Source organism: Azospirillum sp. UFLA03-27 (assembly GCF_059803775.1).
In genome coordinates this window covers 1-24,741 of record NZ_JAUQTX010000082.1, presented here as the reverse complement: position 1 = coordinate 24,741, position 24,741 = coordinate 1, and the positions used below count along the sequence as shown (strand labels likewise).

Below are 24,741 nucleotides of genomic sequence, written 5' to 3'. Positions count from 1 at the left end.
GCGTATAATCGTCGGCAGCGTCAGATGTGTATAAGAGACAGCATGAACCCCACCTTCATAAACCCAGGACCCCTATGACCCTCTCCCTCACCAACCGCACCGCCCTGGTCACCGGGGCCTCCGCCGGCCTGGGCCGCCACTTCGCCGGTGTGCTGGCCGCGGCGGGCGCCCGCGTCGCTCTGGCCGCGCGGCGGCGCGAGAGCCTGGACGCCGCCGTCGCCGAAATCGAAGCGGCCGGCGGGCAGGCCATCGCCGTGCCGCTGGACGTCACCGACGCCGCCTCCGTCCGCACCGGCGTCCGCGAGGCGGCGGGCGCGCTCGGCGGGCTGGATATCCTCATCAACAACGCCGGCGCCACCGTCGCCAAGCCCGCGCTGGATTACGCGGAGGAGGAGTGGGACCGCGTCATCGACACCAACCTGAAAGGCGCCTTCCTCACCGCGCAGGAGACGGCGCGCGTGATGAGGGAGCAGGGGCGGGGCGGGTCGATCGTCAACATCGCCTCCATCCTCGGGCTGCGGGTGGCCGGCCATGTCGTGGCCTACACCGCGTCGAAGGCCGGGCTGGTGCAGATGACCCAGGCGCTGGCCCTGGAATGGGCGCGTTACGGCATCCGCGTCAACGCGCTGGCCCCCGGCTACATGGAAACCGACCTGAACCGCGATTTCCTGGCGACCGACGCCGGGCAGGCGCTGATCCGGCGGGTGCCGCAGCGGCGGCTGGGGCGGCTCTCGGACCTCGACGGACCGCTGCTGCTGCTCTGCTCCGACGCCTCGGCCTACATGACCGGGGCGGTGGTGCCGGTGGACGGCGGGCATCTGGTCAGCACCTTGTAATCAAGAAAAACGACGGAGAGGACCCGAACCGATGGATTTCAGCCTGCCCCCGCCGATCGAGGAGTTCCGCCGCCGCGTGCGCGCCTTCGTGGAGGAGCGCATCCTGCCGCTGGAAGCGGACCCGGCCTCCTACGACGCGCATGAGAACATCGCGCCCGCCCTGCTGGAGCGCCTGCGCGGGGAGGTGAAGGCCGCCGGGCTGTGGGCGCCGCAAATGCCGAAGGAGCGTGGCGGACAAGGGCTGGGCATCGTTGGCATGGCCGCCGCCTACGAGGAGATGAACCGTTCCATCTTCGGGCCGGTCTGTTTCAACTGCGCCGCCCCCGACGACGGCAACATGCAGCTTCTCAACAAGGTCGCGACCGAGGCGCAGAAGGAGCGCTGGCTCCAGCCCATCATCGACGGCACGGTCCGCTCCGCCTTCGTGATGACCGAGCCGCATCCCGGCGGCGGCTCCGACCCCTCGATGATGAAGACGCGGGCGGAGCGGAAGGGCGACCGCTGGGTGATTTCCGGCCACAAATGGTTCATCACCGGGGCGGGCGAGGCGCAGCACTTCATCCTGATCGCCCGCACCTCCGACGACAAGCGCAAGGGGCTGACCGCCTTCCTGTTCGACAAGGACCAGCCCGGCTGGGAGATCGTCCGCCGCATCCCGATCATGGGGCCGGAGGAGCATGGCGGTCATTGCGAACTGCGCTTCGACGGGCTGGAGGTTTCTGACGAGAACGTCCTGATGAACATCGGCGACGGGTTGAAGGCGACGCAGATCCGCCTCGGCCCGGCGCGGCTGACCCATTGCATGCGCTGGACCGGCCTGTCGAAGCGGGCCATGGAAATCGCCGCCGCCTATGTGCGCGAGCGCGAGAGCTTCGGCACCACGCTCGCCGGGCACGAGGGCGTGCAGTGGATGATGGGCGACGTCGCCATGCAGATCGAGATCGGGCGGCTGCTGATCATGAAGGCGGCGTGGCAGCTCGACCGCGGCGACTTCGCCCGCAAGGAGGTGTCGATGGCCAAGGTCCATGTCGCCGACACGCTGCACAAGGCGGTGGACACGGCCATCCAGCTCTGCGGGGCCAGGGGCTATTCGAAGGACACGGCGCTGGAGTGGATGTACCGCTACGCCCGGCAGGCCCGGCTGGTGGACGGGGCGTCGGAGGTCCACAAGATGGTCCTGGCGCGATTCTACATGGACGAGGGCGACGGCTTCTGGGCCTGGGGGTGATGGGATGGGCGCACTGATCGACGGGGAAAGCCGGCCGCGGCTGGAATCGTGGCTGGCCGGGGCGACCGGCGCGACGCGCGTGTCGGTGGCCGACGAAGGCACGCTCGGCGGGGGAGCCATCTCGCTCAACCTTGCGGTGACTCTGGACATCGACGGCGGGCCGCAGGCCGGTCGGCACGCCTGCGTGTTGCGTGCCCAGCCCGGCGGCGGTGCAACGGCGTCCGGCATGAAGGCCAGCATTTCCAAGGCGCAGGAGTTCGCCGTGCTGCGCGCCGCCTTCGGCGCCGGGGTGGCGGCGCCGGAACCCATCGCCGCCTGCGGCGACCCGGCGGTTCTCGGCGCCGACTTCTACATCATGCGCCGCGCCGAGGGCATCGGGGCCGGGCACAAGGTGGTGAAGGCCGACCAACCGCAGCGCGGCCTCGCCCGCGAGCTTGGCCGGCAGTTGGGCCGCCTGCACAAGGCCGGGCCGGACACGCCGGGGCTGGAGGACCTGCCGGTGCCGGCCGCATCGCCGGCGCTCGACTGCGTCCACGCCTACCGCGACTGGCTGGGCGATCTGGCGCTGCGCGACGCCGTTCTGGCCTGGGGCCTGCGCTGGCTGGAGATTCACGCGCCGCCGCCGGGCGATCTGGTGCTGTGCCACCGCGACTACCGCACCGGGAACTATCTGGTGAAGGACGGCGGGCTGACCGCCATCCTGGATTGGGAGTTTGCGGGATTCAGCGATCCCATGGAGGATCTGGGCTGGTTCTGCGCCCGCTCCTGGCGGTTCGGGCGCCACGACCGCGAGGCGGGCGGGCTGGCCGGGCGGGAGGATTTCTACGCCGGCTATGAGGAGACGTCGGGCCGCCGGGTGGACCCGCAGGCGGTCGCCTATTGGGAAACCGCCGCCTACATGCGCTGGGCGGCCATCGCGGTCCTGCAGGAGCGCCGCCATACCTCCGGCGAGGAGCCGTCGCTGGAGCTGGCTTTGACCGGGCGGATGCTGCCGGAGATCGAGTTGGACTTGTTGCGCCACATCCATGGGCTGGGGCTGACGGTCTCCGCCCCGGCGGCGGTCGGTGCCGAACCGTCCGGCGATGCCGGCGAAGAAAGGGTCGCCTGATGCGCACCAGCCCCGACGCCCAGGAGTTGCTGAGCATCGTCGCGGAGACCTTCCGCACCGACCTGCTTCCCCACATTCCACCGGCCCAGCGCTACACGGCGCTGATGATCGCCAACGCACTCGGCATCGTGCAGCGCGAACTGGCCGGCGCGGACGAGGCCGGCCACGCCATGCTGGCGGCGCTGGCCCTGCTCTACGGCGAGGACGCCGACGACAGCCTGTCCGGCGCCGACCTACGCCAGCGGGTGGAGGCACTTCAGCACCGGCTGTGCATCGAGATCGCCGCGGGCGACTTCGATCACGACGGCCAGGACGTGCTGATGGAATGCCTGGAGGAGATCGTCCAGGCCCGGCTGAGCATCGCCAATCCGAAGCTGCTGCGGGGGTGAATCAGCCGCCCCTCTCCAGACACGGGAGAGGGGCGCGAACGATACGGGCGTCACTCCGCGATCGGCTCGTAGAATTCCGGGCCGAAGTCGGCGGCTTGGCGGCTGGTCACGTTGAAGGGCTTCTTCAGGCCGCCGCGGAAATACCGCTTCACCAGATCCTGCCACGTCTCCACCGGGTCCACGCCGCGCTTGGCGCAGAGATGGCCGAACCAGCGGCGTCCGGCGGCGACGTGGGTGATCTCCTCGTCGTGGATGATCTGGAGCAGGGCGGCGCTCTCCGCGTCGCCGAATTCGCCCAGGCGGCGGACGGTTTCAGGGGTCACGTCGAGCCCGCGCGCCTCCAGCACCATCGGCACCACGGCCAACCGGGCGGCGAGGTCGTGCGCGGTGGTGGTGGCGGCCTGCCACAGCCCGTCATGGGCCGGCAACTCGCCATAGCCGGAACCGAGCTGGTTCAGCCGCTCCTCCAGCATCTGGAAATGCCGGGCCTCGTCGTCGGCGACCTGCACCCAGTCGTCGGTGAATCCCTTGGGCATCCCCTCGCCGACGAAGCGGCACACGATGTCCCAGGCGAGGTCGATGGCGTTCAGCTCGATGTGGGCCAGCGCGTGCAGCAGGGCGACGCGGTTCTGCGCACTACCGCCGCGCCCGCGCTTGGGCATGTCGCGGGGCAGCATCAGCGGGGGGCGCTCCGGACGGGCGGGGCGCTCCGGCGGGACCAGCGCGCCGAACCCGGTGATGCGTCCGTCGCGCCACGCCGCGGCGTAATCCCGCGTCAGGCGCACCTTCTCCAGCGGCGCCGCGGTGGTCAGAACCGCGACAGCCGCCTCACACAGAGTCGTCACCATCCATACGCAACGAAATGGGGGTTCAGGATGTCGGCCTTGCCGTAGAGAAAGGGCGAGCCGTCGGGCTGCTCCACCCGCCCGCCGGCGGCGGCGAGGATGGCGTGGCCGGCGGCGGTGTCCCATTCGCTGGTCGGGCCGAAGCGGGGGTAGAGGTCGGCCTTGCCCGACGCCACCGTGCAGAACTTCAAGGAACTGCCGCAGGTCACCCGGTTTTTCACCGTATAGCCGGCCAGAAAGCTCTCCAGTTCGCTGCCGCTGCCGTGGGAGCGGCTGGCGACCACGGTCAGGCCGTCGGGGGGCGGCTTGCGGACCTGGATCGGATAGTCATGGCGGCCTTCCACCCAATGGACGGCGGTGCCCGCTCCGCAGGCGGCGTAAAGATCGCCCGTGGCCGGCGCGTAGACGACGCCCAGAACCGGATGCCCGCCCTCAATCAGGGCGATGTTGACGGTGAACTCGCCGTTGCGGCTGATGAATTCCTTGGTGCCGTCCAGCGGATCGACCAGCCAGAAGCGTCCGCCGGAAATGTCCGGCCGGTGCCCGGCGGCCACGGCCTCCTCCGCCACCACCGGGATGCCGGGGGCGATGTGGTGCAGGGCCGGGGTGATGACATGCTCGGCGGCCAGATCGGCCTGGGTGACCGGACTGCCGTCGACCTTTGTGGCGGCGTCGATGCCGTCGTTGTAGAAGCGCAGGATCACCTGACCCGCTTCGTGGGCGATGGTCCGCACCTTGGGCAGCAGGCTCGCCGCGGCGGTGTCGGTCATGGGTGGTCCTCCGGTCGGCTGGTGTGCGAACGGTCACCATAGCGCGCCCGGATGCTGGGCTGGAAGGCTTGAAAGGGCGGGAAGGATGGGAGAATGCGGATGAACGCGGGATGGCGCGCCATGGAAGCGACGGACTTGGACCGTATGATGGCCATCGCCGAGATCGTGCACCCCGATTACCCGGAAGACCGCGCTGTCTTCGCCGAGCGTCTGGCCCTCTACCCGGAGGGCTGCGCCATAGCGGAGGCGGATGGACTCGGCATCGGCTATATCGTCATGCATCCGGGGCGGCTGGGCGTTCCGCCGCCGCTCGATTCGTCGCTCGGCGCGCTGCCGGCGGTGCCGGACTGCCTCTATCTGCACGACGTCGCTCTGCTGCCCGCGGCACGGGGGCTGGGGTTGGGAGTCGCCGCCCTGGAGCGCATGAACGCGCTGGCGGCGCGGCAGGGGTTTCCCTGGCTGGCCCTGACCTCCACCCCCGGCGCGCGGGCCTTCTGGGACGCGCAAGGATTTTTTCCTCATGACGGTGGGGCCGGGCTGGCGGCCAAGCTGGCCTCCTACGGTGGCGGCATGACTTACATGACGAAGCCGGTAAAAGGCTGATCCGGCGCTTTTGTAGTAATTTGCCGAAAATTGTATTTATCGCGTTGGGCGGGGATTCGATTTGCGGCAAGTTGTCCGACCCCGGCGGGCGGTTTGGGATGCTATCTTGCGGCGTTCCCCGCACCTTCAGCACAGCCGTTCGTCGGCAGGCCCCCCCATGCAGCCATCCGCCCGCTTCCCGTGGAAGTCCGAATACACGGTCGGAAACGAGTCCATCGACGAACAGCACCGGACCCTTCTGGAACTGGCCGGGCTGTTGCACATGGCGGTCGCAGCGGGGCAGGGTTACAAGATCATCCAGAACGCCTTCGCCGCCCTGGTGAAGTACACGGAGGAGCATTTCTCCGACGAGGAACAGTTCTGGATCGACGCCAAGAGCGCCGCCGTCGAGAAGCACAAGCGCCTGCACCGGCAGATCACCGAAGAACTGCTGGCCCTGCGGTTCGAGGGGCCGTACGGCGTCGTCTTCTGCACGCCCAACGAACTGACCAACTGGGTCGAACACCGCCTGATCGCGCACTTCATCGAAGAGGACCAAGGCGTCTACCGCAGCCTGACCCCGGGCACCAAGCGAAGGTGGGTCTCCGCCTGAGTCCGGCACCGCCTCCGATGGTGGTCCGCCATCGCAGGTTTCGCGTCCAACGTTGCCTTTGCCGTGGAACGGACCCAACTCTAACTGGTTTATGATGTGGCGCGGCTGCCGGATGGGCGCGGGATTCCCCGCCCGTGCGGTGGCCCCGCTCCACCAGACCAGCGGAGCGACGGGGCGGTATGAAGAACTCGGACAATGGCCGGATCGATCGGAACGACACGCTCTGGTACAAGGACGCGGTCATCTATCAGCTTCACGTCAAGGCGTTCTACGACGCCGACAACGACGGCATCGGCGACATCGCCGGCCTGACGCAGAAGCTCGACTACATCCAGGAGCTTGGCGTCACCACGCTGTGGCTGTTGCCCTTCTACCCCTCGCCGCTGCGCGACGACGGCTACGACATCGCCGACTACAAGGCGGTCAATCCGTCCTACGGCAATCTCCAGGACTTCAAGCGCTTTCTGCGCGAATGCCACGACCGCGGCCTGCGCGTCATCACGGAACTGGTCATCAACCACACCTCAGACCAACACCCGTGGTTCCAGCGCGCCCGTCAGGCCAAGCCGGGATCGAACCACCGCAATTTCTACGTCTGGTCCGACACCGACCAGAAGTACCAGGGCACCCGCATCATCTTCTGCGACACGGAAAAGTCCAACTGGACCTGGGATTCCGAGGCGCAGGCCTATTTCTGGCACCGCTTCTATTCGCACCAGCCCGACCTGAACTTCGACAACCCGAAGGTCCTTCAGGAGGTGCTGAACGTTATGCGCTTCTGGCTGGACATGGGGGTGGACGGGCTGCGGCTCGACGCCGTGCCCTACCTGAAGGAGCGCGAGGGCACCAACAACGAGAACCTGCCGGAAACCCACGACGTCCTGAAGGCCATCCGGACGGAGATCGACAAGGGCTATGGCGACCGCATGCTTCTGGCCGAGGCGAACCAGTGGCCGGAGGACGTGCTGCCCTACTTCGGCGACCTGGAGAAGGGCGGCGACGAATGCCACATGGCCTTCCACTTCCCGCTGATGCCGCGAATCTACATGGCCGTCGCCATGGAGGACCGGCACCCCATCGCCGACATCATGCGCCAGACGCCGGACATCCCGGACGAGTGCCAGTGGGCCATCTTCCTGCGCAACCATGACGAGCTGACGCTGGAGATGGTGACCGACCGGGAGCGGGACTATCTCTGGGACTTCTATGCCGCCGACCGGCGCATGCGGATCAACCTGGGCATCCGGCGGCGCCTCGCCCCGCTGCTCCAGAACGACCGCCGCAAGATCGAGCTGCTGAAGAGCCTGTTGTTGTCCATGCCGGGCACGCCGGTGCTCTATTACGGCGACGAGATCGGCATGGGCGACAACATCTATCTCGGCGACCGCGACGGCGTGCGCACGCCGATGCAATGGTCTCCCGACCGCAACGGCGGCTTCTCCCGCGCCGACCCGGCGCGGCTGTATCTGCCGGCGATCCAGGACCCGATCTACGGCTTCCAGGCCATCAATGTCGAGGCGCAGCAGCGCAGCCCGTCGTCTCTGCTGAACTGGATGAAGCGGCTGATCGCCGTCCGCCAGCAGCACAAGGCGTTCGGGCGCGGCAGCTTCCAGCTCCTCTATCCGGGCAACCGCAAGGTTCTGGCCTATCTGCGCTGCCATTCGACGGAAGAGGGCGACGAGGTCATCCTCTGCGTGGCCAACCTGTCCCGTTCCGCCCAGGCGGTGGAACTGGATCTGAAACAGTTCCGCGGCCGCGTGCCGGTGGAGATGCTGGGCCGCACGGTCTTCCCGCCGGTCGGCGATCTGCCCTACCTGCTGACCATCCCCGCCTACGGCTTCTACTGGTTCGCCCTGGCCGCCGAGGCGGCGCTGCCGTCCTGGCACGAGACGATGCCGGAGCCGGTGCCCGACCTGCTGACCATTGTGGTGCGCGACGGCTGGAAGAGCCTGATCAGCGGGCGTGCGGAGGCCGAGCTGGCGCGCGACATTCTGCAGGCCTATTTGCCGCAGCAGCGCTGGTTCGCCGCCAAGGACCGCCGGATCGAGCGCGCGCATGTTCCGGTGTCCGCGCGGCTGAACGGGCCGGGCGACGGCTTCATGCTGCTCCACACCGAGGTCGAGCTTTCCGGTGGCGGCACGCAATCCTACTTCCTGCCGCTCGCCATGAGCTGGGAGGAGAACGCTGGCAACACCGGCTGGCCGCTGCTGCCCTTCACGCTGGCCAAGGCCCGGCGCGGCCCGCGCACCGGCGCCATCTACGATGCCATGCAGGCCGACGCCTTTACCCGCAGCCTGCTGACCGCCCTGCGCGAGGGACGGGAGATCCCGGCGTCGCACGGGCACCTGCGCTTCTCGCCCACGGCCTGCATGGCCGACCTCGTGGTGGACGACGACACGGAGATCCGCCGCCTCGGCGTGGAGCAGAGCAACAGCTCCATCCTGGTCGGCAGCCAGGCCGTGCTGAAGGCGTTCCGCCGGCTGACCCCCGGCGCCCATCCTGAGCTGGAGGTCGGACGCTTCCTGACCGAGGTCGCGGGCTTCCAGAACACGCCGCCTCTGCTCGGCTCCGTCGAGCATGTGGCGGAGGACGGCACGCCGACCGCGCTGTTCGTTCTCCAGGGCTATGTCCGCAATCAGGGCGACGGCTGGAGCAGCACCGTCGATTCGCTGGTGCGCGAGCTGGACGACATCCGTCTCGGCCTCGCCCACGATCCGGAGGAACCGACCGAGGGCGAACCTTTCGGCATGCACGCCGCCATGATGGCGACGCTTGGCCAGCGCACGGCGGAGCTTCACTGCGCGCTGGCGAAGCGGACCGGCGATCCGGCCTTCGATCCGGAACCGGTCACCGCCGACGACCTGAAGGGCTGGGGCGAGGCCGCCCGCCGTCAGGCCGAGGCCGCCTTCGCCGCGCTGCCCGGCGCGCTGGACCGGCTGGCCCCCGCCGTGCGCGAGCAGGCGGAATCCCTGTTGGGCCGCCGCGCCGACGTGATGAACCGGCTGGCCGAACTGGCCGACACCCCGCCGCAGGGCGACAAGACGCGCATCCACGGCGACTACCATCTGGGGCAGGTGCTGCGCGCCCAGAACGACTGGTACATCATCGATTTCGAGGGCGAGCCGGCGAAGTCGCTGGAGGAGCGCCGGGCCAAGCACAGCCCGCTGCGCGACGTGGCGGGGATGCTGCGCTCCTTCAACTACGCCACCTGGGCGGCGCTGTTCCGGATCGACGAGACGGGCGCGCTGGAGGAGGCCGGTGCCGTGATGGAGGCGGCGCTCGATTGGGAGCGGCGCAGCATGCAGAGCTTCCTGGAGGCCTACCGCGCCGCCATGGGGGCCTGCCCGGACGTGCCGGACGGAACCGCCGGCGACCGCCGCCTGCTGGCGCTGTTTCTGATGGAGAAGGCGCTGTACGAGATCGCCTACGAGGCCGCCAACCGGCCCAACTGGATCGGCATTCCGGTGAAGGGCGTGCTGGGGCTTCTGGACGGCGAGTCCTGAGCCGAAACCCGAAACGGGACATAGGACGCCGCGGGCGTGGTGTGACAAACGCCCCGGCGCTATGTTCACACCCCAGGAACGAGCAAGGGTAAGGGGAAAGTCAGCCGATGCCGAACGACATCCGAACGGGAAACCGTGCCAAGGCGCAGGAAGCGTCGCCGAAGGCCGTGTCGCCGTTGAGCAGCGGCATCGAGGCCATCGTCCGCGCCGACCACGGCGATCCCTTCGCGATCCTGGGCATGCACCAGACCGGCAAGGATCAGCCCGTCGAGGTCCGCGCCTTCATCCCCGGCGCGGAAAAGCTCTGGGTGGTCGACAGCGCGTCGGGCGACCCGGCGGGCGAGGCCGACAAGGTCCATGACGAGGGCTTCTTCGTCGCCGTTCTGCCCGACCGCAAGGAGCGCTTCCGCTACCGCCTGCGCGTCCAATTCCCGCTGGCGACGGTGGAGTTCGAGGACGCCTACCGCTTCTGGTCCGTCCTGGGCGAGTTGGACATCCATCTGCTGGCCGAGGGCACGCACCTCAAGAGCTTCGAGCGGCTGGGCGCCCACCCGCGGGAGATCGACGGGGTGGCCGGCGTGGCCTTCGCCGTCTGGGCGCCCAACGCACGGCGGGTCAGCGTCGTCGGCGACTTCTGCGACTGGGACGGCCGGCGCCTGCCGATGCGCAAGCGGACGGAAGCCGGCGTGTGGGAGATCTTCGTTCCCCACGCCACCGTCGGCCAGCGCTACAAGTTCGAGATCAAGGGGGCGGGCGGCGATCTGCTGCCGCTGAAATCCGATCCCTACGCCTTCCAGGCCGAGTTCCGCCCCCAGACCGCCTCCGTCGTGCACGGCCTGCCGTCCTACGACTGGCAGGACGCCGATTGGCAGCGGACCCGCTCCGCCAGCGCCGACCTGACCGCGCCGATCTCCATCTACGAAGTCCATCTCGGGTCCTGGGCGCGGGTTCCGGAAGAGGGCGACCGCTTCCTCACCTACCGCGAACTGGCCGAGCGGCTGGTGCCCTACGTCAAGGATCTCGGCTTCACCCACATCGAGCTGCTGCCGATCACCGAGCATCCCTTCGACGGCTCCTGGGGCTACCAGCCGATCGGCATGTACGCGCCGACCAGCCGTCACGGCACGCCGGAGGACTTCAAGTATTTCGTGGACGCCTGCCACGCGGCGGGGATCGGGCTGCTGCTCGACTGGGTGCCCGGCCATTTCCCGACCGACCCGCACGGGCTGGGCTGGTTCGACGGCACGCACCTCTACGAGCACGCCGACCCGCGCCAGGGCTATCATCAGGACTGGAACACGCTGATCTACAATTTCGGCCGGACGGAGGTGCAGAACTTCCTTCTGGGCAACGCGCTGTTCTGGCTGGAGCATTACCGGCTGGACGGGCTGCGGGTCGATGCCGTGGCCTCCATGCTCTACCTCGACTACAGCCGCAAGGCCGGCGAGTGGGTTCCCAACCGCTTCGGCGGGCGCGAGAACCTGGAATCCATCGCCTTCCTGAAGCGGATGAACGAGCTGACCTACGGCCACCATCAGGGGATCATGACGGTGGCCGAGGAATCCACGGCCTGGCCGGCGGTGTCGCGGCCCGTCTATCTCGGCGGGCTGGGCTTCGGCTACAAGTGGAACATGGGCTGGATGCACGACACGCTGGAGTACATGGCGAAGGACCCCATCCACCGCCGTTACCACCACCACCAGCTCACCTTCGGCCTGATCTACCAGTTCTCGGAAAACTTCGTCCTGCCGCTCAGCCACGACGAGGTGGTGCACGGCAAGGGCTCGCTGATCAACAAGATGCCGGGCGACGACTGGCAGAAATTCGCCAACCTGCGCGCCTATTACGGCTTCATGTTCGCCCATCCCGGCAAGAAGCTGCTGTTCATGGGCGGTGAATTCGGCCAGTGGCGCGAGTGGAGCGAGGCGCGCAGCCTGGACTGGCATCTGCTGGAGGAGCCGCTGCACCATGGGCTGCACGCGCTGGTGCGCGACCTGAACGGCATGTACCGCGGGCTGAAGCCGCTGCACCAGACCGATTGCGACCCGGCGGGCTTCGAATGGATCGAGGCCAACGACAGCGACAACTCCGTCCTCGCCTTCCTGCGCAAGAGCGGGGAGGACCCGGAGCACCATGTGGTCGTGGTCTGCAACTTCACCCCGATGCCGCGCGACGGCTACCGCGTCGGCGTCACCTTGCCGGGCCGGTACGAGGAGGTGCTGAACACCGACGCGCCGGAGTATGGCGGCAGCGGCGTCGGCAACGCTGGCGGCGTGGAGAGCGAGGAAACCGCGTGGCATGGCCGTCCGCATTCCATCACCCTGACCCTGCCGCCGCTGGGCACGCTGGTGCTGGAACGCAAGGCGGGGTAGGGGCGGGCTTCCACCGAAGGGCTTTCCCCCGTAGGGACAAGAGGACGGCGGCGTTCCGCACTTGACGCGACCGGTGCGCCGCTCCTTTATTGCAGCAGGTGGCTATCCGCTTCGGCCAAGTCACCTGCTGCGCCCGGCGCAAGCCGCTTGCGGTTCCGCCCGACCTTCGTGTCCGTGGAGAGTCTGCCCCAATGTCCATCTCCACCGCCACGCGCACCGCCGTCTGGCCCGGCAAGCCCTATCCCCTCGGAGCGAATTGGGACGGGTTCGGGGTCAACTTCGCCCTGTTCTCCGCGCACGCCGAGAAGGTCGAGCTGTGTCTGTTCGACCAGACCGGCCAGCGCGAGGTCGAGCGGGTCGTCCTGCCGGAGCACACCGACGAGGTCTGGCACGGCTATCTGCCGGAGGCCCGGCCCGGCCTGCTCTACGGCTACCGCGTCCACGGCCCCTACGAGCCGTTGATGGGGCACCGCTTCAACCCGAACAAGCTCCTGCTCGACCCCTACGCCAAGGCGCTGTTCGGGCCGTTCCGCTGGTCGGACGCCCATTACGGCTACCGCGTCGGCTCAACGCGCGAGGATCTGTCCTTCGACCGGCGCGACAACGCCCGCGGCATGCCGAAATGCCGGGTGGTCGACCGCGCCTTCACCTGGGGGCACGACCGCCACCCGGCGGTGCCCTGGTCGGACACGGTGATTTACGAGACTCATGTCGGCGGCTTCACCATGCGCCATCCGGAGGTGCCGGCCCCGCTGCGCGGCACCTTCGCCGGCATGTCCACCCACGCGGTGATCGACTATCTCAAGGCGCTGGGCATCACCTCGGTGGAGTTCCTGCCGGTGCAGTCCTTCGCCGACGACCGGCATCTGGTCGGGCAGGGCCTGCGCAACTACTGGGGCTACAACAGCGTCGGCTTCTTCGCGCCCGAGCCGCGCTACATGACCACCGGCGTGCTGTCGGAGTTCAAGACCATGGTCGCCCGCCTGCACGAGGCGGGGATCGAGGTCATCCTCGACGTGGTCTACAACCACACGGGCGAGGGCAACCATCTCGGCCCCACCCTGTCCTTCAAGGGCATCGACAATCTCAGCTACTACCGGCTGCTCCCCGACAACCCGCGCTTCTACATCAACGATACCGGCACCGGGAACACCCTGAATCTCAGCCACCCGCGCGTGCTCCAGCTGGTCATGGACAGCTTGCGCTATTGGGTGACGGAGATGCATGTCGACGGCTTCCGCTTCGACCTCGCCACCGTGCTGGCGCGGGAGCCCTATGGGTTCGACCCCGGTTCGGGCTTCCTCGACGCGGTGCGGCAGGACCCGGCGCTGGCCGACGTGAAGCTGATCGCCGAGCCGTGGGACGTCGGTCCCGGCGGCTATCAGGTCGGCAACTTCCCGCCGGGCTGGGCCGAGTGGAACGACCGCTACCGCGACACCGTGCGTCGTTACTGGCGCGGCGACGACGGCATGCTGCCGGAACTGGCGGGGCGCATCGCCGGCTCATCGGACCTGTTCGAGAAGCGCGGGCGGCGGCCCTGGTCGTCGGTGAACTTCGTCACGGCGCACGACGGCTTCACCCTGCACGACCTCGTCTCCTACAACGACAAGCACAATTGGGCCAACGGCGAGGACAACCGCGACGGCCATTCCGCCAACCATTCCTGGAACCACGGGGTGGAGGGCGAGACCGATGACCCGGCGATCCGCGAGGCCCGTGCCAAGCAGAAGCGCAACCTGCTGGCCACCCTGTTCCTGTCGCAGGGCACGCCGATGATGCTGGCCGGCGACGAGATCGGCCACAGCCAGAAGGGCAACAACAACGCCTATTGCCAGGACAACGAGACCTCCTGGCTCGACTGGGCGCGGCTGAAGGGCGAGGGCGGGCCGATGCTGGCCTTCGTCAAGCGGCTGATCGCGCTGCGCAAGGCCCATCCGGTGCTGCGCCGTCCGGTGTTCCTGCACGGCCGCCGCACCTCCGCGGACGGCTTGAAGGACATCGTCTGGTACACGCCGCAGGGGGTCGAGAAGTCGGCGGAGGATTGGCGCAACGGCCACGCGCGCTGCATCATGCTGCTGCTGAACGGCCATGCCGGAACCTACACCGGGGTGGACGGTGCGCCGCAGGACGACGGGGTGCTGCTGATCGTGCTGAACGCCCACACCGACACGGTCAACGTCACCCTGCCGGAGGTCCCCAACGCGCGCGGCTGGCGCTGCGTGCTCGACACCCGCGTGGTGGACGGGGCCGGCGACGGGCGGATGCAACTCGCCGGGCGGACGATGCCGGTGGATGGGCGGGCCGCGCTGGTGTTCGTGCAGGTTGATTCACCCGCTCGTTGATGCGGGTCAATAGGCGGTCTTTTCCGCCTGTGCTAACGTCCTGCCCTGAGGTGGCCCTTCCACCTCCGGTTTCCGCGGAATCGACGCATGCCCGATTACGACTATTCCCTGGTTGATGCCGCCATCATCGACACGCAGTCCAACACCCAGCGCGTCCTGCGCGAGGTTCTGGCGCGGCTGGGGATGAAGCGGGCGGAGACCTACGGCTCGGTCCGGGACGCGGCGGACATGGCGGCGGCGGCCACCCCCGACCTGATCCTGCTGGACATCGACGGGGAGGAGGCGGAGGCGCTGCGCCTCATCCGCCGCCTGCGCAACGAGCCGGACACCCGCAATCCCTACGCCTGCATTGTCGCCACGACGTGGCAGCCGACGCCGCTTCTGGTCATGCGCGTCACCAACAGCGGAGCCGACGATCTGCTGGTGAAACCGGTTTCCCCCAAGCAGGTGCAGGAGCGGCTGGCCGCCCTGATCGAATCGCGCAAGAAGTTCGTGGTGACCGCCGACTACACCGGCCCCGACCGGCGCAAGTCGCCGCGCGAGGGCGCCCAGGTGCCGCTGCTCGACGCGCCGAACACGCTGCGGCTGAAGGCGATCAACCGCTGGGCGCACATCAACGCCCGGCAGCTCATGGCCGAGGCCAACCACTTCGTCAACGAGCAGAAGCTGCTGCGCATCAGCGTCCAGGTCGCCTTCCTGATCGAGTTCGCCGCCACCGGCCTGGCTGGCCGCCCGCCGGAGCGTATGGCGGTGGAGCATCTGGCCCGCGTCCCGGCTTTCCTCGACGACCTGCTGCGCCGCCTCGACGATCTGAGTGAGCCGGGGGCGGCGGAGTCTCTGGCCAAGTCCCTGAAGATGATGGCGGAACGCTTGCGCCTTCAGACCGAATCGGGTGCTGTCGCGGCGGAAGAGTTGGAGCGCGTCCGCGCGCTCGCCCGCGACCTGATGCAGGCGGTGGATGCGGCCCGTCCGCTCGATGCGATGATGGCGGAGGTGTCGGTCGCCGTGGCCGGCTACCGCTCCCGCCTGGAGCAGATGGCGCAGGCCAAGGCGGAGGCCGCGCGGGCCGCCACAATCGTGCCCGCGGCGAATGGCGATGCCGCGAAAGAGGCGGTCGGCTCGTGATCCCGCAAACGGTGAGCCGCTGAAGAAGGCCGGATCATCCAGGGTTGCGGCGCGTTGTCACCCTTGCCCCGTCGCCGTGCGCGAAAGCGTTGCGGTCAATGTGAAAATTCGAATGTTCGGGGCTGGACGGAATTGGCCCGACGCGCAATGCTCGCGCGCAGGCCGTTGCGGCCAGAATGACGCCACCAAGACGCCACGACCGACAAACGCGGGGACCCCTGAATGAGCGATCTCGACCGGCTTGCCGAACGGCTTGGCATCGAGCCCTTCTACCATGACATCTGGGGCAACCGGCGCGAGACCTCCGACGCGACGAAGCGGGCCTTGTCCGCCGCCATGGGCTACCCCGCCGGCACCGGCGAGGAACTGACGGCGAGCCTGCATGCGGTGGAGGACCGGTCGTGGCGGCGGATGCTGCCCCCCGTCCTGGTGATCGACGAGGGCGCGCCGCTCAGCCTCGCGCTGGCCGTTCCGGCCGGGCTGGAGGACGCGCTGCTGACCTGGACGTTGACCGAGGAGGGCGGACTCGCCCACCGCGCGTCGCTGCGCGTCGGCAACCTGCCGCTGGCCGAACAGCGCGTGCTCGACGGCGTGGCCTACGAGCGGCGAACGGTCTCGACACGCCTGCCACCGACCCTGCCGCTCGGCTATCACCGGCTGTCGGTGGTGATCCGGCCCCAGGGCATGGGCGGGACTTTGGAGGGCGGCACGGTGCTGATCGTCGCCCCGCAGCGCTGCCTGACGGTGGAGGATGTGGTCCCCGGCGGGCGGACCTGGGGGATCGGGCTGCAGCTCTACTCGCTGAAGAGCGGCGACGACTGGGGCATCGGCGACTTCGACGATCTGGGGCGCTTCGCCGAGACGGCGGCGGGGCTCGGCGCCGGGCTGGTCGGGCTCAATCCGCTGCACGCGCTGTTCCCGGCCGACCCCAACCACATCGGCCCCTATTCGCCAAGCAGCCGGACCTTCCTCAACAGCCTCTACATCGACGTGGAGCGGGTGCCCGAGCTGGCGGCCACGCCGCAGGCGCAGGCCCTCGTCGCGTCGGAGGAGTTCCGGCAGCGGCTGGCCGCCGCGCGGGCGACGGAGCTGGTGGACTATCCCGCCGTCTCCGCCCTGAAAATGCCGGTTCTGGAGGCGTTGCACGCCACCTTCCGCGCGCTCGGCGAGAGCGACGCGCGGCGCGAGGCGTTCGAGACGTTCCGGCGCGAGATGGGCGAGCCGCTGCGCCGCCACGCCGTGTTCGAGGCGCTGCACGAGCATTTCTACCGCCGCGACCCGTCACAGTGGATGTGGCGGAGTTGGCCGCCGGCCTTCCATCACCCGGACAGCCCGGAGGTCCAGGCCTTTGCCGCCGAGCAGGCCGAGCGGGTGGGTTTCTTCGAGTACCTGCAATGGGAGGCCGACCGCCAGCTGGGCACGGCGGCGGAGCGCGGGCGGCGGGCCGGGCTGCCCATCGGCTTCTACCGCGACCTCGCCGTGGCGGCGCATCCCGGCGGGGCGGCGGCCTGGGGGGATTCAGACATCCTGGTGCAGGGGGCCAACGTCGGCGCGCCGCCGGACCAGTTCAACATGAAGGGGCAGAACTGGGGCCTCGCCCCGCTGTCGCCGGTGGGCTTGCGCGAATCAGCCTATGGCAGCTTCATCGCCATGCTGCGCGCCAACATGCGCCACGCCGGGGCGCTGCGCATCGACCATGTGATGGCCCTGCAGCACCTGTTCTGGATTCCGGCGGACGGCAGCGACGGCGCCTATGTCGAATACCCGTTCGAGGACCTGCTGCGGATCATCGCTCTGGAAAGCCGCCGCAATGGCTGCATCGTCATCGGCGAGGATCTCGGCACCGTGCCGGAGGGCTTCCGCCCGGCGCTGGAGCGGGCCGGCATCCTCAGCTACCGCGTGCTGTATTTCGAGCGCAGCGCCGACGGCGGGTTCAAGGCGCCGCAGGAGTATCCCGCGGGAGCCATGGTCACGGTGACCACCCACGACCTCGCCACCTTCAAGGGCTTCTGGACCAACCGCGATCTCGACTGGCGCGCCAAACTGGACCTCTATCCCGACGAGGCGGCACGGAACAAGGACGTCTGGGACCGCGGCGTGGACCGCTGGTGGATGCTTCAGGCGCTGGAGCGGGAAGGGTTGCGCCCGGTCCGCTACCCGAACAATGAGGGTTCGCAACCCTTCTCGCGCGAGCTGATGGAAGCGGTTCACCGCTACCTCGCCCGCTCGCCGGGCCGCATCGCCATGGTGCAGATCGAGGACGCGCTGGGCGAGGTGGAGCAGCCGAACCTGCCAGGCACCGTGGACCAGCACCCCAACTGGCGCCGCCGCCTGGGCGTGCCGGTCGAGGCGATGGCCGAGAACGAGGGATTGCGCCGGCTGGCCGAGGCGGTCCGCGGCGAGCGGTCCTGAAGCCAGCCGAACCGGAAGCCGATTGCGATCCTGCGCTATTGGCTTACACTTGGCGGCAGTCGTCGGGCAAAAGAACAGCGCGCCGCGCGCGATCCCGCGTGGCCAATCAAGACGGAGGGGTAGATGAAAGGTGATCCGAAGGTTATCCGGCACCTCAACACGATTCTGACGAACGAGCTGACCGCCATCAACCAGTATTTCCTGCACGCCCGCATGTTGAAGAACTGGGGCCTGCACCGGCTGGCGGGCAAGGTCTACGAGGAATCCATCGGCGAGATGAAGCACGCCGACAAGCTGATCGAGCGCATCCTGTTCTTGGAAGGGCTTCCCAACCTTCAGGACCTGCACAAGCTGAAGATCGGCGAGGACCTGCCGGAGATGTTCACCGCCGACCTGGGCATCGAGAGCCACAACCGGGGCAATCTGCTGGAGGCCATCGCCGACTGCGACGCGGTGCGCGACTATCAGAGCCGCGAGATATTCCGGGAGATTCTGGAGGACACCGAAGAGCACATCGACTGGCTGGAAACCCAGCTCGACCTGATCCAGCGCGTGGGCCTGACCGCCTACCAGCAGGAGCAGATCTACGGCGAGGATTCTTCATCGTAAGCGATGGGGTCCTAAGCGATGGGGAACGGTCCGCCGTCTAGACGGACATTCCCGCCGACGTCCCGGCCGCATAGGCCGCGGCGTCGGCCTTGCGGTAGGCGGTGATGGCGGCGGACCAGGGTTCGATGTGCAGGCCGCTGCCCATGGCGTCCTGATGGATGCTCTGCGCGATGAATCCGGCGTTCGGCGTCGCGCTCAGGCGCGGCGACGCGCCGGTGACCGGTCGGTCGCCACCCTCCGCGTCGTCCAGAGCAAATCGGGATGGGGAACCGGAGCGGCGGGCGCGGTTGCCTTCCGCTCCGCCCAATTCCGTCCGGTTTCCGCTTTTCAGCGCATCGTCGGTGGCCGAAACATCGTCGGATCTTCGGCGTTCCGGCTCCCCCGGCACGCGCCGGATCGGCTGCACCGCAATGGCCTCGCTGGCCAGCATCTGACGAAGCCGACCCATCCCGGACGGGGACTGCGCGTTCGACGGCGATGATAGGGACAGGATGCTGGACACGGGAGCGCGGCGGGTTGTCGGTGAGCCTGATCCCGCATCGTATCAGCGCAAAGCTTCCCGATGCCTTAAAAATTTCGGGCGGGCGCGCGGCGCCGTGGTGGCTGTCCATCCGACGGCGCCGAGGCGCTCCCTTCGAGGGGTTTAAGCCCCCTTGCGGCCACGGACGTTTCGGCGGACGACCGACTGCGCCTCCACGACCAGATCGCTGCCGCCCAGGACGCGAGTGAACAGCGCTTTGACGGTTGCCCGACCGCGCACGGTCAGCACGCCGCTGTTCGTGTCGTCCTCGATCCTCAGCACCGCGGTGTGGGCGCCCAGGAAGCTCTTGGAAAAGGCGTTGTCGAAGAAGGTGCGAATGTGGCCGTCGCGCTGGTCGTCGAACATCACTCGTCCGCCGGCCAGAGCCGCCGCGTCCACCGCCTGCGCCAGACGGGCCTGCACCGCGTAGCCGCGCACCGTCTCCAGCGTGTAGCCGGCGCCCACCGCCAGGGGGAGGCCGAGGGCGACGATCAAGGCCAGAGCAAGCTTGCGCCCGGAGCGCCGTTCCTGCCGATGCTGGAGCGCGTAAGGGTGGTAGACCATCACCATCGCCGGACCCAAAAATGTGAAGGAGAACGCAAGATCAAATCTGCCGGATTTGCCTTAATGAGCGATTAACAGCGTTCGAATAAGTCTTTGAATGTTTAAAAGCGTGATAACGAGGGCGTGTGTTTGTTCGCGTTTTCTCTCATTATTATTATGAGTTCCGCAAACCTTTTTAATGTTATGGGAATAAAATGGTTCGAAATTCGTATTAAATCTTGTGACTGCGCCAGCGTGAGGGAGCCGCCAGGGACGATAAGGATTTCGTGCTGCACCGGAAGGGGAAAAAAGAAGGATCGGCCATGCGGCTGGGTGATGCGCCGAAAGGATGCGGGAATAAAGCCGTTCGCCCCGGCGTCCACGAACCACCATCGTCTGAACAATAAGGCAGGGGAGGGCATCCATGGTCCGCACCATCTTTGGGGCTGGTATCGGCGCTGCGATTTCGGCAGCGGTTCTGCTGACGGCGGCACCGGCGCCGGCGCAGACATCCGGGGGCTCCACGGGCATGAGCTTTTTCGTCACCAGCGTCGGATCGGGAAAGGGCGCCGACTTCGGTGGGCTGGAGGGCGCGGACCGCCATTGCCGGCAGTTGGCGCAGGCCGTCGGGGCGGGGAGCCGCGACTGGAAGGCCTATCTGTCCACCCAGGCGGCGGACGGCCGGCCCGCGGTGAACGCCCGCGACCGCATCGGAGCCGGCCCCTGGCAGAACGCCAAGGGGCAGGTGATCGCCCGCAATGTGGAGGATCTGCACGCCACCAACGGCCTGACCAAGCAGACCGGGTTGACCGAAACCGGCGAAACAGTCAAAGGCCGAGGCGACACCCCGAACACCCACGATATTCTGACCGGTAGCCAGCCGGACGGTCGGGCCTTCGACGGTGCGGAGGACCGGACCTGCGGCAACTGGACCCGCAGCGGGATGGAGGGCGCCGCCATGGTCGGCCATCACGACCGTATCGGGCTCGGCGACGATCCGTCGGCCAAATCCTGGAACAGTTCCCACCTGACGCGGGGCGGTTGCAGCCAGGATGCCTTGAAGAGCACGGGCGGCGCGGGGCTGCTCTACTGCTTCGCCGCGGATTAGCAGGGCGGGAGTGGGAGGGCTGACCCGCCCGCTCCCTTTCCGCCGGCACCCGGGAGCGTTACAGTCGCGCCATTCGTACGGTGTGTGGAGGCGGCCCGATGCGGGGCGGGGCGTGGCGTTCGGCGGTGCTGGGCTTTGCGGTGGCGGGCATGGCGCTCGCCTTCCTGGGGGTGGAGATCGGGCGGCTGGCCGTCGCCGATCCTGAGCGTTCCTTGTTGGACATGGGGGCGGTCGGGCTCGGCGTGCTGGCGCTGTGGATGGCCTTTGCCCGGCTGAACCGCCATTTCCGCGATCTGGGGCGGCTGCGCGAGACCCTGTCGACATGGCGCGGGCGCAGCGCGTCCTCCCTTGCCACCGATGCGAAGGAGGACGAGGCCGGCGACCTCGCCCGCGCGGCGGCGGAGGCGCTGCGCCATGGCCGTCACGGCGAGCATCGCCCCGGCGAGCGGCTGGCCGGCGTGATCGCCGCGCTGGAGGAGCCGGTGGTGGTGCTCGACGATTTCGGGCGGATCGACACGCTGAATCCCGCGGCCTCGGCTCATCTGGGGCTGGCGGCGGGGGCCGACATCTACGACCACCTGTCGCGCCCCGAGCTGTTCCGTGCCATCGAGCGGGCGCGCGAGGACGGCCAGATGGTCTCCGCCCTGCTGCGCCGCGCCCAGGGCGGCGAGGTGCCGGTCCGCGTCAAGGATCTCGGGCTCAAGTCGGGCATCGCCCTGGTCTTCCCGGCGAAGGCGGGTGAGGCGCAGCCGCTGTTGTCCGGCGAGCGGCGGCTGCTGCGTCCGAACGCCCGTCCCGCCCATCTCGGCGATGAGGATCCGCTGCTGGCCCTGCCCATGGTCAGCCTGTGGGTCGCCACTGCTACCGGGCGCCCGGAGGAGGGGCTGATCGTCGCGGTTGGGACGGTGCGGATGGTCGGGCCGCGCGTCTTCCGCAGCCTGTCGCTGGAGCTGTTCATCGATCCCGGCGCGCCGATCCCGGCGGAGGGCACCGCGCTCCACGGCGTGACCGCGGCGATGGTGGAAGGCGCGCGCCCCTTCGCCGCGGCTTGGCCAGTGATCGCCGACGCCCTGCGCGGCTGCGCGGTGGTCGGCTGGGGAGTGGACACGGCGCTCGGCACGCTGGCCCGCGCCTGCCGCGACGCCGGCCTGCCGGAGCCGGAGGCGCCGCCGACGCTCGACCTCGCGCGGCTCGCCGCGGCGCTCGATCCGGCGCTGGAGGAGGCCTCGCTGGAGCAACTGGCCGCCGCCTTCGGCATCGCCACCGACCGCCGCATGGGTCCCTTCGCCCCCGCCCTGGTCGAGGCGGAACTGGCCGCGGGTTTGCTGACGCGGCTGGACCAGCGGGGGATCGCCACGCACGGGCAGGCGCGCGCCTTCGCCGCCGGTCAGGCCGGCGCGCTGCCCGAGTGAATCCTGCACGAGTGAATCCTGGCCGATTGAACTTTGCCCGAGTGACGCCTTACCGCCATTTCGGCCGCCGCCCGGCCTTCAGCGCCTGCACCGCCTGATCGAGCGTCTGCAGGAACTTCGACTTGTCCTGCTGGCTCATCGGCTTGTTGCCGCCGCTGACCACGCCCATGTCGCGCAGATCCTGCATCAGCGCGCGGGTGGCAATGGCCGAGCCGATGCTGTCGTCGGTGAAGGGGCGGCCGGTCGGGCCGATCACCACGGCGCGTTTCTTGACGCAGCGGTCGGCGAGCTGGATGTCGGCGGTGACCACGATATCGGCCTCGGTCGCGTGCTCGGCGATCCAGTTGTCGGCGGCGTCGAACTCCGCCCCGACGACGACCAGTTCCGACAGGCACTCGTTGGGCAGGCGGAGCGGGCCATTGCTGACGATCCAGACCTTGATTCCGTTGCGCCCGGCCACCCGGTAAATTTCCGACTTTACCGGGCAGGCATCGGCATCCACATAAATCTCGACCACCCGGCTTCCCTCCTTCGCCGTTTCATGCCGCGTCCTTATGCGCTAAAACCCTGAGCGAGCGAAGTGGCGCCGCGGGTGGCGTCCTGGATTTTTCCTTTTTGTGCAGAAGGGTCGGAGCGGCGCATGGCGTCCTATCAATATGTCTATGTGATGAAGGGCCTGTCCAAGGTCTACCCCGGCGGCAAGAAGGTTCTGGACAACATCTGGCTGTCCTTCCTGCCCGGCGTGAAGATCGGCGTCCTCGGCGTCAACGGCGCCGGTAAGTCGACCCTGATGAAGATCATGGCCGGCCTGGACAAGGATTATTCGGGCGAGGCCTGGGCTGCGCAGGGCGCCAAGGTCGGCTACCTGTCGCAGGAGCCGCAGCTCGACCCGACGAAGACGGTGCAGGAGAACGTCCTGGAGGCCCTGGCCGAGACCAAGGGCCTGCTGGACCGCTTCAACGCCGTGTCGGAAGCGATGGGCGACCCGGACGCCGACTTCGACGCGCTGATGGCCGAGCAGGCCGAGCTTCAGGAGAAGATCGACGCGGCCGACGCCTGGGACATCGACCGCACGGTCGAGATCGCCATGGACGCGCTGCGCTGCCCGCCGGGCGATTCCGACGTGACCAAGCTGTCCGGCGGTGAGCGCCGCCGCGTCGCGCTGTGCAAGCTGCTCCTGGAGAAGCCCGACCTGCTGCTGCTCGACGAGCCGACCAACCATCTGGACGCCGAGTCCGTGGCGTGGCTGCAGAAGCACCTGGAGGACTACAAGGGCACCGTCGTCCTGGTCACCCACGACCGCTACTTCCTCGACAACGTGACCGGCTGGATCCTCGAACTCGACCGTGGGTCGGGCATTCCGTGGGAGGGCAACTACTCCTCCTGGCTGGAGCAGAAGCAGAAGCGCCTGGAGCAGGAAGGCCGCGCCGAGGAGGCTCGCCAGAAGCAGCTCGCCACCGAGCTGGAATGGATCCGGCAGTCCCCGCGCGCCCGTCAGGCCAAGAGCAAGGCCCGCATCTCCGCCTACGAGACCTTGCTGGCCGAGAGCGGCAAGGAAGCGACGGGCGAGGCCCGCATCGTCATCCCGACGCCGCCGCGCCTGGGCAACGTCGTCATCGAGGCCGAGAGCATCAACAAGGGCTTCGGCGACCGCCTGCTGATCGACGGCCTGTCCTTCCGCCTGCCGCCGGGCGGCATCGTCGGCGTGATCGGCCCGAACGGCGCCGGCAAAACCACCCTGTTCCGCATGATCACCGAGCAGGACGGGCCGGACGCCGGCACCTTCCGCGTCGGCGAGACGGTGAAGCTGGGCTATGTCGACCAGAGCCGCGATTCGCTGAACCCGAACAAGACCGTGTGGGAGGAGATCTCCGACGGGCTGGACATCATCGACCTCGGCAAGAAGTCGATGCCCAGCCGCGCCTACGTCTCGTCCTTCAACTTCCGCGGTCCGGACCAGCAGAAGAAGGTCGGCCAGCTCTCCGGCGGTGAGCGCAACCGCGTCCACCTCGCCAAGATGCTGAAGTCCGGCGCCAACGTGCTGCTGCTTGACGAACCGACCAACGATCTGGACGTCGACACGCTGCGCGCCCTGGAAGAGGCGTTGGAGAATTTCGCCGGCTGCGCCGTGGTCATCAGCCACGATCGCTGGTTCCTCGACCGCCTCGCCACCCACATCCTGGCCTTCGAGGGCGACAGCCACGTGGAGTGGTTCGAGGGCAACTTCGAAGCCTACGAAGCCGACAAGAAACGCCGTCTGGGCGAGGATGCGGTGAACCCGCACCGCATCAAGTACAAGCCGCTGGTCCGTTCCTGAGCGGCGGCTCCGGCTGGCTCCCTCTCCCCACCCGGGAGGGGGAGCCTTCTTCCGTTACCCTTCCAGCTTCTGATGCTCCAGGAAGGCGGTCTTCAAGAGCTGCTTGA

General features: G+C 68.3%; 20 protein-coding genes. 15 read left to right on the top strand and 5 right to left on the bottom strand.

All coding sequences use genetic code 11. The features are described from left to right. Positions 1-74 precede the first annotated feature (74 nt). Genes Q4I23_RS14455 through Q4I23_RS14440 form a run of 4 tightly spaced genes read left to right on the top strand, consistent with a single transcriptional unit; the run spans position 75 to position 3,561 of the window. Positions 75-836, top strand: a complete 762-nt coding sequence (locus Q4I23_RS14455; RefSeq protein ID WP_498526664.1) for an SDR family NAD(P)-dependent oxidoreductase — start codon at positions 75-77, stop codon at positions 834-836. A gap of 31 nt (positions 837-867) precedes the next feature. Beyond that, positions 868-2,064: an acyl-CoA dehydrogenase family protein gene (locus Q4I23_RS14450; protein ID WP_498526663.1), complete on the top strand. Its 1,197-nt coding sequence runs from the start codon at positions 868-870 to the stop codon at positions 2,062-2,064. A 4-nt stretch (positions 2,065-2,068) separates the two neighbouring features. Continuing rightward, entirely contained in the window at positions 2,069-3,172 is a 1,104-nt protein-coding gene (locus Q4I23_RS14445; RefSeq protein ID WP_454018571.1) for a phosphotransferase family protein, read from the top strand. Continuing rightward, positions 3,172-3,561: a DUF6285 domain-containing protein gene (locus Q4I23_RS14440; RefSeq protein ID WP_498526662.1), complete on the top strand. Its 390-nt coding sequence runs from the start codon at positions 3,172-3,174 to the stop codon at positions 3,559-3,561. The genes Q4I23_RS14445 and Q4I23_RS14440 overlap by 1 nt, the downstream gene beginning before the upstream one ends. A gap of 50 nt (positions 3,562-3,611) precedes the next feature. On the opposite strand, the gene Q4I23_RS14435 is transcribed toward Q4I23_RS14440, so the two are convergent. Both Q4I23_RS14435 and cysQ read right to left on the bottom strand, forming a co-directional pair. Further along, positions 3,612-4,409: a ferritin-like domain-containing protein gene (locus Q4I23_RS14435; RefSeq protein ID WP_498526661.1), complete on the bottom strand. Its 798-nt coding sequence runs from the start codon at positions 4,407-4,409 to the stop codon at positions 3,612-3,614. After that, entirely contained in the window at positions 4,403-5,176 is a 774-nt protein-coding gene (gene cysQ / locus Q4I23_RS14430; protein ID WP_498526660.1) for a 3'(2'),5'-bisphosphate nucleotidase CysQ, read from the bottom strand. Before cysQ ends, Q4I23_RS14435 begins: the two co-directional genes overlap by 7 nt. A gap of 120 nt (positions 5,177-5,296) precedes the next feature. Between cysQ and Q4I23_RS14425 the strand changes: the two genes are divergently transcribed. The 8 genes from Q4I23_RS14425 (at position 5,297) to bfr (ending at position 18,734) form a co-directional block, all read left to right on the top strand. Further along, positions 5,297-5,779 (top strand): GNAT family N-acetyltransferase, encoded by a 483-nt coding sequence (locus Q4I23_RS14425; RefSeq protein ID WP_498526659.1) that lies wholly within the window; start codon positions 5,297-5,299, stop codon positions 5,777-5,779. Positions 5,780-5,936: 157 nt separating this feature from the next. After that, the gene (locus Q4I23_RS14420) at positions 5,937-6,371 is read left to right on the top strand and encodes a bacteriohemerythrin (protein WP_454018566.1); all 435 of its coding nucleotides are present in this window, start codon (positions 5,937-5,939) and stop codon (positions 6,369-6,371) included. Positions 6,372-6,550: 179 nt separating this feature from the next. Beyond that, a complete protein-coding gene (gene treS / locus Q4I23_RS14415; protein ID WP_498526658.1) occupies positions 6,551-9,874 on the top strand; it encodes a maltose alpha-D-glucosyltransferase in 3,324 nt (1,107 codons plus the stop codon). A 107-nt stretch (positions 9,875-9,981) separates the two neighbouring features. Continuing rightward, positions 9,982-12,246, top strand: coding sequence for a 1,4-alpha-glucan branching protein GlgB (glgB, locus tag Q4I23_RS14410; RefSeq protein WP_498526657.1), 2,265 nt, complete (start codon positions 9,982-9,984; stop codon positions 12,244-12,246). Between the two features lie 191 nt (positions 12,247-12,437). After that, positions 12,438-14,588 carry a glycogen debranching protein GlgX gene (gene glgX, locus Q4I23_RS14405; protein ID WP_498526656.1) on the top strand — a complete coding sequence of 717 codons (2,151 nt, stop codon included), beginning with the start codon at positions 12,438-12,440 and terminating at the stop codon, positions 14,586-14,588. An 87-nt stretch (positions 14,589-14,675) separates the two neighbouring features. Next, positions 14,676-15,713, top strand: coding sequence for a response regulator (locus tag Q4I23_RS14400; RefSeq protein WP_498526655.1), 1,038 nt, complete (start codon positions 14,676-14,678; stop codon positions 15,711-15,713). Positions 15,714-15,935: 222 nt separating this feature from the next. Further along, a complete protein-coding gene (gene malQ / locus Q4I23_RS14395) occupies positions 15,936-18,125 on the top strand; it encodes a 4-alpha-glucanotransferase (protein WP_498526654.1) in 2,190 nt (729 codons plus the stop codon). A 123-nt stretch (positions 18,126-18,248) separates the two neighbouring features. Continuing rightward, a complete protein-coding gene (bfr, locus tag Q4I23_RS14390) occupies positions 18,249-18,734 on the top strand; it encodes a bacterioferritin (protein WP_014240606.1) in 486 nt (161 codons plus the stop codon). Positions 18,735-18,771: 37 nt separating this feature from the next. On the opposite strand, the gene Q4I23_RS14385 is transcribed toward bfr, so the two are convergent. Continuing rightward, positions 18,772-19,182, bottom strand: coding sequence for a hypothetical protein (locus tag Q4I23_RS14385; RefSeq protein WP_498526653.1), 411 nt, complete (start codon positions 19,180-19,182; stop codon positions 18,772-18,774). Positions 19,183-19,377: 195 nt separating this feature from the next. Continuing rightward, positions 19,378-19,818, bottom strand: a complete 441-nt coding sequence (locus Q4I23_RS14380; RefSeq protein ID WP_237903388.1) for a hypothetical protein — start codon at positions 19,816-19,818, stop codon at positions 19,378-19,380. Between the two features lie 403 nt (positions 19,819-20,221). Here Q4I23_RS14380 and Q4I23_RS14375 point away from each other — a divergent pair, with 403 nt between their 5' ends. Together Q4I23_RS14375 and Q4I23_RS14370 are read left to right on the top strand one after the other, a co-directional pair. Beyond that, positions 20,222-20,905 carry a hypothetical protein gene (locus tag Q4I23_RS14375; RefSeq protein ID WP_454018559.1) on the top strand — a complete coding sequence of 228 codons (684 nt, stop codon included), beginning with the start codon at positions 20,222-20,224 and terminating at the stop codon, positions 20,903-20,905. 98 nt (positions 20,906-21,003) lie between these two features. Then, entirely contained in the window at positions 21,004-22,317 is a 1,314-nt protein-coding gene (locus tag Q4I23_RS14370) for a 3'-5' exonuclease (protein WP_498526652.1), read from the top strand. Between the two features lie 49 nt (positions 22,318-22,366). Here Q4I23_RS14370 and Q4I23_RS14365 read toward each other — a convergent pair whose 3' ends face one another. Continuing rightward, positions 22,367-22,834, bottom strand: coding sequence for a YaiI/YqxD family protein (locus Q4I23_RS14365; RefSeq protein ID WP_454018557.1), 468 nt, complete (start codon positions 22,832-22,834; stop codon positions 22,367-22,369). Between the two features lie 123 nt (positions 22,835-22,957). On the opposite strand from Q4I23_RS14365, the gene ettA reads away from it, so the two are divergent. Then, positions 22,958-24,634: an energy-dependent translational throttle protein EttA gene (ettA, locus tag Q4I23_RS14360; RefSeq protein ID WP_014240614.1), complete on the top strand. Its 1,677-nt coding sequence runs from the start codon at positions 22,958-22,960 to the stop codon at positions 24,632-24,634. Positions 24,635-24,741 lie beyond the last annotated feature (107 nt).